Genomic DNA, 10,292 nt, shown 5'->3' with positions numbered 1-10,292 from the left:
CCGCCAGCGGCGCCAGCATGTGCGCGGCCTGCACCTGTCCGTAGACCAGCCGGTCGCGCAAGGTCGCCCAGCTCGTCGTGCGCACGAGGTCGAGCGCAAGGCCCTCCTCCTCGGCAAAGCCGCGTTCGCGGGCGGCGGCGAGCACCGCGACGTCGTTGAGCGGCAGGAAGGCGATGCGAAGATTCGTCGTCATTATACCCCTCCCAGCAGGTCGCTGGCGGTAATCAGCGCCTGCGCGACCTCGGCGATCTTCTTGCCCTGGTTCATCGCGGTGGAGCGCAGGAGCGCATAGGCGTCCTGTTCGGACAAGGCGCGCTGGTTCATCAGGATCGACTTGGCGCGGTCGATCACCTTGCGGTCGGCAAGCGCGGTGCGCGCCTCCTCAAGCTCGGTCTGCATGCGCGAGAAAGCGTTGAAACGCCGGACCGCCAGTTCCAGCACCGGCTTCACCCGCTCCTTGCGCAAGCCATCGACGACATAGGCGGAGACGCCCGCGTCGATGGCGGCACCGATCATCGCCTCGTCCGACTGGTCGACGAACATCGCGATCGGCCGGGCCAGCGCCCGGCTTACGGTGAGCATTTCCTCCAGCGTATCGCGGCTGGGGCTGCCGAGGTCCATGAGCACGACGTCGGGCGCCATGCGCTCCAGCCGCGCCACGAAAGCGCCGCGCGGGGGAACGATATGGATGTCGTCATATCCCGCGTCGCGCAGCCCCTCCTCGAGCACGGTCGCGCGCAGCCCGCTGTCGTCGATGATGACAATGCGCATAAGTGCCCCTTCGCTCGCTATCTGCAGCAGATTTTCATGGGACGTCAACGGCAGGCCGAGAGATATGAGGCGCTTTGAAGGCCATCGGCAGCATGACCGGAGCGTCCGAGTGACAGGCCGCATCTTCGCGTTCCGCTATGGGCAGCCAACGACGCCCTGCACGAGAACCGCTTACAGGCGGAGATCGTCATTTTCCTGTCATGTTTTCCGAGGAACAGGCGCAAGGAGAAAAGCGCCGTGCATGTTCTAGTCGTAGAAGACGACCCCCTCATCGCAGATCATATCGTTTCCGGGCTGAAGCTGGGCGGCCACACCGCCAGGCTGGCCGTAACCGGCGCGGATGCGGCCAGGGCGATCGCCGATGGCGTCTATGACGCGGTGGTGCTCGATCGCATGCTGCCCGATATAAACGGCCTTTCGGTGATCGATCAGGTCCGCGCGAAGGGAGGTGCGATGCCGATCCTCATGCTGAGTGCGTTGGGGTCGGTCAAGAATCGCATCGAGGGGCTGCAGGCCGGGGCGGACGACTACCTTGCCAAGCCGTTCAGCATGGACGAACTGGATGCCCGCCTTCAGGCGATCGTCCGCCGCGGCACCCCGCAAGCGGGGAAGGCGATCCTGCAGATCGGGGCACTGAAGCTGGACGTCGCCAGCCACAGCGTATCCTACGGTGCAAGTTCGATGATCCTGAACCGCAAGCAATATTCCCTGCTGGCCCATCTCATGCACAACGCGGATCGCATCGTCACGCGCACCATGCTGCTGGAGGCAGTGTGGTCCTATTCGTTTTCGACCACGACCAACATCGTGGAAAGCAACATGAGCCGGTTGCGCACGGCCCTGCAGGAAATCGGCTGCGATCCCATCGATACGCAGCGCGGTGCAGGCTATGTGCTGCGCACTGAGCGCTGCACGTGAACTCGATCATGCGTGGACCGGCGACGCTGGGTCGACTGGCGATCCAGGTCGGTCTCGCCTTTGCGCTGGCGATGATCGTCACCGGCATCGTCGGGTTCAGCCTTGCCGACAATTCGGTATCGAACCGGATCGACGAATCGCTGCTATACCATACCCGCAAGTACGTCTCGAACCTCAGGGCCAATCCCGCGCAGGAAGCGATTCTGAAGGCCAAGATCCTCGAATGGAGCCAGCGCAAGGTCTTCAGCGAGCGCACGTATGTCCTGTTCGACCGCAACGGGCGCCGTCTGGCGGGAAGGCTGGACATCGTGCCGCCGCCATCGGGCTTCTCCGAGGTGCAATATACGGCGGGCGGGCATCACAAGGAGGCGGGCAGGGCACTGGCGACGCGGCTCGATGCCGGAGGCCTGTTCGTGGTCGTCCAGCATCTGGAGGCGGTCAGGGGGCTGCATGCGATCCTGCCCATGGTGGTCGTCGCGATTTCGCTGGTGGCGCTGGTGCTCGGCGTCTCGGCGACATTGCTGGTCGCGCGGCTGACGGCCCGGCGGCTTTCGGAAACGCAGGATACCGCCGCCGCCATCGCCGCGGGCGACTTGTCCCGCCGCATTCCGATGGAGCGGCTTGACGGCATGTTCGCGGTGCAGGCGCAAAGTCTCAACCAGATGCTGGATCACATGGCGGAGCTGGTCCGCGCGCAGCAGTTGTTTTCCAGCAATCTGGCGCATGACCTGCGCACACCCCTGATGCGCCTGCGCAGCCTCCTCGAAAAGGCATCGCGCGACGACCAATCGGCCTTCCCCTCTCTGCTGGACAGGGCGGAACGTGAGTGCGGCTCCATCATCAATATCTTCGACGCGCTGCTGCGCCTGGCCGAGATCGAGACCGGGCAGCATCCCACGGTCATGGGACGAATCGCGCTGCGCCCGCTGATCAGGGACATTGCGGATACGATGGAGCCGGTGATCACCGATCGCGGCGGATCGCTTCGGGTGGAGAGCCTGGAGGAGGTCGCCATCGACGGCGATCCGGACCTTCTGAATCAGTTGCTGGTGAACCTGCTTGAGAATGCGGCCACGCACACTCCCACGGGAACCAACGTCACGATCTCGCTCGAAAGCGTCGGGGACGGCGCGACGATCACGGTGCGCGACGATGGCCCCGGCTTGCCGGAAGACGAATTCGCGCGCGTTACGCAGCCGTTCGAGCGCGGCCTCGCGGTTTCCCCGTCCAAGGGCAGCGGACTGGGTCTGGCGATCGCGAGCGCCATCGCCCGCTTTCACAAAGGCAGCCTCGACCTGGCGGACGCGATGCCGGGCCTGGAAGTGCGGGTGAGAATTCCCGGCGAGGCCTTGCCGCAAGCGATCTGACTCGGCCTCCGGCAAGCCGCGAAAAATTATAATTATGCAACATTGCATCGGTGCAAGGTTGGCGGCGGTCACTACCCTGAACTGTCACGCGTGGCCTCTAGCGGCACGGCCACAAGATCACACCACTCAGGGAATGCACTCATGAAAGCCCGGAATTTGTGCCTGCGCGCTGGCCGCCTTACATCCATTGCCGCTCTCGCCATCGCCCTTTCCACCCAGGCTGCCTGGGCCGACGAGGCGCCTGCGGCAGATGGCGGCGACGGCATCGCCGAGGGTTCCGCCATTCTGGTGACCGCGACCAAGGCAAACGAGATCGCGCCTGTCACCGCGTCGCTCAAGCAGACGCAGCCCGCCTCGATCGTGTCGCGCTCGTTCATCGAGGATTCGCTTCCCGCCAGCGTCGATTTCAACCAGATCGCGCTGATCTCGCCTTCGGTGAGCAACAGCGGCGGCACCAACGGCGTCGGCCTCAACGAATCCAAGTCGCGCATGCGCGGCTTCAAGGACGGTGAATTCAACATCACTTACGATGGCGTGCCGTTCGGCGATACCAACGATCCCAGCCATCACTCCAACACGTTCTTCCCGTCCAACACCGTCGAGACCCTGGTGGTCGATCGCGGTCCCGGCAACGCCAGCCAGCTTGGCATCGCCACGTTCGGCGGCAACATGAACATGTTCTCGCGCGAGACGCGTGCCGATCCCGGCGTGGAAATGAAGGGCAGTTACGGCACTTTCAACACCTACCTCCTGCGCGGGCTCATCCAGACCGGCGCGATCGAAAAGCTCGGCGGCACCGAAGCGGTGTTCTCGGGCCAGTACACCAAGACCGACGGTGCGCTGACCTATAGCGGCTACAACCAGAAGAACCTCTTCGGCAAAGTCGTGATCCCGGTCGGCCCTGACGTGAAGCTGACGCTGCTCTCGACCTACAACAAGAACCACTTCAACCAGCCGGACAGCGATGGCTCGACGCTGGATCAGGTGCGCCTGTACGGACGCAATTACAGCCTGAACAACGATCCGAACAGCCAGAGCTACTGGAAGTACAACTCGACCTCGAAGACGACCGACTTCGAAATCGTCAAGCTCGACGCGAATTTCGCGCCGAACTCCACGTTCACGAATACGGCCTATACCTATTCCTACGATAACGAGACGCTGTCGGGCAACACCGCGACGAACCTCGTCGGCGTGCCGAACAGCCAGTTGAACGTCGCCAACCAAGTCGTCCTGACGCCGGGGGGCGCCAAGGTCGCCGGTATTCCCGGCTACACCAAGACCAACAAGTACCGCGTCTGGGGCGACATCGCCAAGATCAGGTACGACTTCGGCTTCGGTGCGCTGACCGCAGGCCTGTGGCTGGAGCATAACGATACGTACCGCCAACAGACCGACGTGGATCTCGTCACGGGCGGCTACAACTATATCGAGAAGTCGGTCACCAACCCGGTCACTGGCGCAAAGACACCGCAGTACGTCAAGTTCGACCAGAACTCCTCCGGCGATCAGGCTGAGGAATTCGCGGAACTGGAACTGCGCCCGCTGCCCGGCCTGACGATCACCCCCGGGTTCAAGCATGTCGATTTCACGCGCAAGATCGACGCGCTCTACAACCAGAAGACCCGCTATGCGCAGCGCCTGAGTCAGACCAACAGCAAGAACCTGACGTACGCGACGATCAATTATTCGGTGCTGTCGAACCTGTCGGTCTATGGCCAGTATGCTCAGGGCTTCCTCGCCCCCGGCCTGAGCACGCTCTACATCGCGCGCCCCGACCTTTCGAACCTGCAGCCGCAGACTTCGACCAATTACCAGGCCGGCTTCGTCTATCACGGTTCGCGCCTGAGCCTCGATTTCGATGGTTACTACATCGACTTCAACAACAAGATCGGCAGTCGCACCGTATCCGACGGCACCGGCGGAACGACCTCGGCGTTCTACAATCAGGGCGGCGTGATCTACAAGGGCCTCGAAGGGCAGGCGACGCTGGTGATCGGCCACGGACTTGCCGTGTTCGCAAACGGCTCGCTCAATTCCGCGCAAGAGAAGACCACGCACATCCAGGTTGCCAATGCGCCCAAGGGAACGGCGGCAGCCGGCGCCATCTTCAAGTCCGGCCCGATCCGCTTCTCAATCATCGACAAGTGGACCGGCGTTCAGTACGCGATCGATGAATCGAGCATCGGCGGCGGGCTCAACAAGGTGAACCGGCAGGTTCGCATCGCGCCGTACAATACCACCATTCTTTCCGCGAGCTACGACTGGCGCAACCTGCGCTTCGGCGTGACGGTGACCGACCTGTTCGACTCCACCAAGTACACCGACATCGGCCTCTCGGGGACTGGCCCTACGTCCACGAGCCTGAACACCTCGCAGGATCAGGTCTACTTCCAGCCCGGCCGCCAGATCATGGGCGACATCACGGTGCGCTTCTGATGCGCAAGGCAATGCTTCTCACCCTGGCTGCGATCGCTCTGGTCGCGGCCAAGGAAGGGCCGCAGCAGCCCTTGCTGCTGACGCCCGGGGACGTCGATCCTTCGCTGCTGCTGCCCCCGCCTCCGGCAATGGACAGCACGCAAGGTCGGTCCGAATTGGAGCAACTCCACCGCTTCGAACGAATTCGGAGCACCGCCGAGGCCGAGAATGCTGCGGCAGAGGGCAAGATCAAGGACGTCAGCGTCTTCGCAGCGGCGATGGGGCCGGGCTTCTCCCTGGACCGGCTTCCCGCGACCCGCGCGTTGTTCGCGACAGTGCGCGCGGAAGAGCAGGCAGCGGTCGAGCGGGGCAAGGCGCATTTCCATCGGGATCGTCCGTGGGTCTCCGATGCCACCTTGCATCCTTGCGGAAATCTCGAGAACCCGGACTTTGGCTATCCCAGCGGCCATGCCACGATGGTGTTCTCGATGGCTTCGATCCTTGCGCGCCTGTCCCCTGCCAAGGCTCCCGCGATCATGGCCCGCGCTGCCGGTTACGCAAATGGCCGCGTGGTTTGCGGGCGTCACTTCCGATCCGATGTCGTCGCCGGCCAGACCTACGGCATGATCATCGGCGAGCGCCTGATGGAAAAGCCCACGTTTCAGGCGCGCTTCGGGGAGGCGGCGAAAGAGCTCAAGGCCGCAGGATTCTGAATCCCCACACGATAGGCCCGGATGAAGACCGGAAGCCGTGGCGCAAGTGCAAGCCCGGCTTCCGGGATCGCTCGCAAGGTGCTATTGACGTATACGTGAACCAGGCAATTCCCCATCGCTTTCCGATCGGCATCGATCCGGACGACATCGACTTCATGGGTCATGTCAACAATGCCAGCTACCTGAAATGGGTGCAGGCGGCGGTGACCGATCACTGGCGCGCGCTTGCCCCGGCGGACGCGATCGCCGGCCACCTGTGGGTCGCGATCAAGCATGAGATCACCTATCGCAAGCCCGCCTTCCTCGAAGACGACGTCATCGCGACGGTGCTTCTGGAAAAAGTGCAGGGCGCCCGCGCATTCTACGAGACCGTGATCCGTCGCGGCGAGGAAGTGCTGGCGGAAGTCCGCTCGAGCTGGTGCTGCCTCGATGCCTCCACGATGCGCCCGGCGCGTCTGGCCCGCGACGTCATCCAGCGCTTCTTCTCCGCCGACGACACCGAATAGACCAAGGCTTCCCGTCTGTTTCGGGGCGTGTGCTCTCAATCCAGATTGTCGTAGAGCCGCCCCAGCAGATCCAGCATCTTCGAAAAGTCCGTGGCAGAGAACCCCCGGATGATCTGCTCGTAGAGCGGCGCGGTCACCTCGCGCGCTTCGCCCAGCTTTACGCGCCCCTCGGCCGTCATGCGGATCTCGGTCACGCGGCCGTCCGATTCGCTGGGCGCCGTCTCGATCAGCCCCGCCTTGGTCATGCGCTCCACGATGCGCATCATGGTGGAGAGGTTGATGACCGCCGACTTCGCCACCTGCCCGATCGCCAGCGGCTCGTGCTCGCCGAGAATCATCAGCACGCGCCACGTCGGAATGTCGATCCCGATCCCGCGCAGGCCCGACTCGATGACCACATTGTAGCGGCTCGCGGCCCGGTTCAGCAGATAGAACGGGTAGGCGTCGAGGCGGAAATCCTCCGATCCAGGGTTACCGAAAGGGCGCAAATCCTCGCTCATCCTAGGCTCCAAGGGCGATAAGCGCCCGGCATGACATTTTAGTTGCATATGCAACTTAATCCGATACTCTTCGCCGTAATGGTCCAACAGGAGGCCCAAGTCCATGACAGACGTTCTCGCTTCTCTCGCCCATGCGCTGACGGCCGGTGACATCACCGTCGTCGATCTGACCCAGACCCTCTCCGAAGATACCCCGCTGCTGGTGCTGCCCGAACCGTTCGGCCAGACCGCTGCCTTCTCGCGCGAGGAAATCTCGCGCTACGACGAGCGCGGCGTCGCATGGCACTGGAACAACTTCACCGTGGGCGAGCACACCGGCACGCACTTCGATGCGCCGGTGCACTGGGTCTCGGGCAAGGATCTGCCGGACAACACCATCGACAAGGTGCCGCCGCAGAAGCTGGTCGCGCCCGCCGTGGTGCTCGATTTCTCGGCCGAATGCGCCGCGAACCCGGACTTCCTCCTGACGGCCGAGCACATCAAGGTCTGGGAGGCCAAGCACGGCGCCATTCCCGCCGGCGCCTGGGTGCTGTTCCGCACCGACTGGTCGAAGCTGGACGTCGATGCCTACACCAACCGCAAGGAAGACGGCGCCCACACCCCGGGTCCGGACGCCTCCGCGATCCAGTACATCCTCGACCGTGACGCGCTGGGCTTCGGCGTCGAGACGATCGGCACCGACGCGGGCCAGGCGCATCTGCTTGAGCCGATGTATCCGGCGCACACGCTGCTCCACGGCGCGGGCAAGTATGGCCTGCAGTGCCTTGAAAACCTCGACAGGCTGCCTGCCACCGGCGCGATCGTGATTGCCTCGCCGCTCAAGATCCTGGGCGGTTCGGGCAGCCCGCTGCGCGTCCTCGCGCTCGTTTCGGAGTAAGGGCAAGTGGCGGAGCGTTCATTCAAGAAGGAAGTCCTCAAGCTCACCGCGGGCGAGGGCGAGGTCTTCACCGGCGAAGGCATCCTGGCAGTCACCAAGGGCCTGCTGCAGTCGGGCGTGGCCTATGTCGGCGGCTATCAGGGCTCGCCGATCAGCCACCTGATGGACGTCTTCGCCGACGCCAACGACCTGCTCGAAAGCCTCGGCGTCCATTTCGAGGCGAGCGCCTCGGAAGCCACCGCGGCGGCGATGCTGGCGGCCTCGGTCAACTACCCGCTGCGCGGCGCGGTCGCGTGGAAATCGGTGGTGGGGACCAACGTGGCGTCGGACGCGCTGTCCAACGTCTCGTCGGGCGGCGTTACCGGCGGCGCGCTGGTGATCGTGGGCGAGGACTACGGCGAAGGCTCCTCGATCATGCAGGAGCGCACCCACGCCTTCGCGATGAAGTCGCAGATGTGGCTGATCGATCCGCGCCCCAACCTGCCCAGCATCGTCGACTCGGTGGAGCAGGGCTTCCGCCTCTCCGAAGCCTCGAACACGCCGGTCATGCTGCAGCTGCGCGTGCGGTCCTGCCACATGACCGGTTCGTTCGTGGCGAAGGACAACGTGCGCCCGCCGCTGACGGTGGGCGAGGCGGCCGCCAGCCCGGTGCGCGATACCGACCGCATCGTGCTGCCCCCTGCGAACTTCCTTCACGAAGTCGAGAAGATCGAGAAGCGCTGGCCCGCAGGCATCGCCTATGTCCGCGACAACAAGCTGAACGAGTGGTTCGGCCCCGAAGACAGCGAAGAGGGCATCGGCCTGATCGTGCAGGGCGGCCTCTACAACAACCTCAACCGCGCGATGGAGCTGATCGGGCTGGCGGACTCCTACGGGGTCAGCAAGCTGCCCATCTACTGCATGAACGTGGTCTACCCGGTCATCCCCGAGGAAGTCGCGGCGTTCTGCAAGGGCAAGCGCGCGGTGATGATCCTGGAGGAAGGCCAGCCCGAGTTCATCGAGCATGAACTCAACACGCTGATCCGCCGCGCGGATCTGGACACCCGGATCGTCGGCAAGGACATGCTGCCGCGCTCGGGCGAGTACACCGCCGACGTGATCCGCAAGGGTCTGGCGAAGTTCCTCGAAGCCTACGCGCCCGCGCTGGCGCCGCAGCTCGAAGCGGCCAGCCCGCTCCCCGCGCCGGTCGTCAAGGAAATCCCGCAGCGCCCCGCAGGCTTCTGCACCGGCTGCCCCGAGCGTCCGATCTTCACCGCGATGAAGCTGGTGGAGCGCGAGCTTGGCCCCACGCACGTCTCGGCGGACATCGGCTGCCACCTGTTCTCGATCCTGCCGCCGTTCAACATCGGCAACACGACGATGGGCTATGGCCTCGGCGCGGCAGGTGCCTCGGCGTTCAAGCCCAAGGAAGGCGAGGGGTCAAAGCGGTCGATCGCGATCATGGGCGACGGGGGCTTCTGGCACAACGGCCTGACCTCGGGCGTCGGCAATGCGGTGTTCAACAAGGACGACACCGTCACGATGATCATCGACAACGGCTATTCGGCGGCCACCGGCGGTCAGGATATCCTGTCGTCGCGCGCCGAGAACGCCAATCGCGTGACCAAGAACCCGATCACCAAGGCCGTGCGCGGTGTCGGCGCGAAGTGGGTGCGCGAGACGCATCGCACTTATGACCTCAAGGGCATGACCTCGATGCTGCGCGAAGCGCTGACGACCGAGGAAAAAGGCCCCAAGGTCATCGTCGCGCAGTCCGAATGCATGCTCAACAAGCAGCGGCGCGAGAAGAAGGCGACTTCGGCGAAGCTGAAGGCGGGCGAGCGCGTGGTGCGCGAACGCTTCGGCGTCGACAGCGACACCTGCACAGGCGATCACAGCTGCATCCGCCTGTCGGGCTGTCCGTCGCTGACGATCAAGCCCAACCCGGACCCGCTGCGGCAGGACCCGGTGGCGCATGTCGAGAACTCCTGCGTGGGCTGCGGCCTGTGCGGCGAGGTGAGCCATGCGGCGGTGCTGTGTCCCAGCTTCTACCGCGCGCAGATCGTCGCCAATCCAGGCAAGTTCGAACGCTTCAAGGCGAAAGTCAGCGGCGCGATCATGGCCCGCTGGCAGGCCGGCGCCGACAAGGCCCGCGCGGCGCGCGCGTTCTGAAGCCATTCCTCCCCGTTGCGCAGCAATGGGGAGGGGGACCGCCGACGCAGTCGGTGGGGGGGGGGGGGGGA

10 protein-coding genes are annotated in these 10,292 nt (G+C 64.3%); 7 read left to right on the top strand and 3 right to left on the bottom strand.

Annotated elements, in window-relative coordinates; genetic code table 11:
* Both LH128_RS04895 and LH128_RS04890 read right to left on the bottom strand, forming a co-directional pair.
* A partial coding sequence (locus tag LH128_RS04895; RefSeq protein WP_008828469.1) for an ABC transporter substrate-binding protein occupies positions 1 to 193 on the bottom strand: 193 nt, incomplete at its 3' end.
* Positions 193 to 771 (bottom strand): ANTAR domain-containing response regulator, encoded by a 579-nt coding sequence (locus LH128_RS04890; RefSeq protein WP_008828468.1) that lies wholly within the window; start codon positions 769 to 771, stop codon positions 193 to 195. The genes LH128_RS04890 and LH128_RS04895, both read right to left, overlap by 1 nt.
* A gap of 237 nt (positions 772 to 1,008) precedes the next feature.
* Between LH128_RS04890 and LH128_RS04885 the strand changes: the two genes are divergently transcribed.
* From LH128_RS04885 to LH128_RS04865, 5 genes are all read left to right on the top strand, one after another.
* Positions 1,009 to 1,689, top strand: coding sequence for a response regulator transcription factor (locus LH128_RS04885; RefSeq protein ID WP_008828467.1), 681 nt, complete (start codon positions 1,009 to 1,011; stop codon positions 1,687 to 1,689).
* Positions 1,686 to 3,056: a sensor histidine kinase gene (locus tag LH128_RS04880; RefSeq protein WP_008828466.1), complete on the top strand. Its 1,371-nt coding sequence runs from the start codon at positions 1,686 to 1,688 to the stop codon at positions 3,054 to 3,056. Before LH128_RS04885 ends, LH128_RS04880 begins: the two co-directional genes overlap by 4 nt.
* A gap of 141 nt (positions 3,057 to 3,197) precedes the next feature.
* On the top strand, positions 3,198 to 5,495 hold the full coding sequence (locus LH128_RS04875; protein ID WP_008828465.1) for a TonB-dependent receptor: 2,298 nt from the start codon (positions 3,198 to 3,200) through the stop codon (positions 5,493 to 5,495).
* The gene (locus LH128_RS31940) at positions 5,495 to 6,187 is read left to right on the top strand and encodes a phosphatase PAP2 family protein (protein ID WP_008828464.1); all 693 of its coding nucleotides are present in this window, start codon (positions 5,495 to 5,497) and stop codon (positions 6,185 to 6,187) included. The genes LH128_RS04875 and LH128_RS31940 overlap by 1 nt, the downstream gene beginning before the upstream one ends.
* Before the next feature lie 95 nt (positions 6,188 to 6,282).
* On the top strand, positions 6,283 to 6,693 hold the full coding sequence (locus LH128_RS04865) for an acyl-CoA thioesterase (protein ID WP_008828463.1): 411 nt from the start codon (positions 6,283 to 6,285) through the stop codon (positions 6,691 to 6,693).
* Between the two features lie 35 nt (positions 6,694 to 6,728).
* On the opposite strand, the gene LH128_RS04860 is transcribed toward LH128_RS04865, so the two are convergent.
* Positions 6,729 to 7,193, bottom strand: coding sequence for a MarR family winged helix-turn-helix transcriptional regulator (locus LH128_RS04860; protein WP_008828462.1), 465 nt, complete (start codon positions 7,191 to 7,193; stop codon positions 6,729 to 6,731).
* Between the two features lie 103 nt (positions 7,194 to 7,296).
* Here LH128_RS04860 and LH128_RS04855 point away from each other — a divergent pair, with 103 nt between their 5' ends.
* Together LH128_RS04855 and LH128_RS04850 are read left to right on the top strand one after the other, a co-directional pair.
* On the top strand, positions 7,297 to 8,070 hold the full coding sequence (locus LH128_RS04855; protein ID WP_008828461.1) for a cyclase family protein: 774 nt from the start codon (positions 7,297 to 7,299) through the stop codon (positions 8,068 to 8,070).
* 6 nt (positions 8,071 to 8,076) lie between these two features.
* Complete coding sequence (locus LH128_RS04850; RefSeq protein WP_008828460.1) at positions 8,077 to 10,221, top strand: indolepyruvate ferredoxin oxidoreductase subunit alpha; 2,145 nt, start codon at positions 8,077 to 8,079, stop codon at positions 10,219 to 10,221.
* The last annotated feature ends 71 nt before the right edge of the window (positions 10,222 to 10,292 follow it).

Origin of the sequence: Sphingomonas sp. LH128 (assembly GCF_000293195.2) — a bacterium.
In the GTDB taxonomy this organism is placed as follows: Bacteria; Pseudomonadota; Alphaproteobacteria; order Sphingomonadales; family Sphingomonadaceae; genus Novosphingobium; species Novosphingobium resinovorum_A.
The sequence above is the reverse complement of the archived record's forward strand: the minus strand, read 5'-3'. Positions and strand labels throughout refer to the sequence as shown.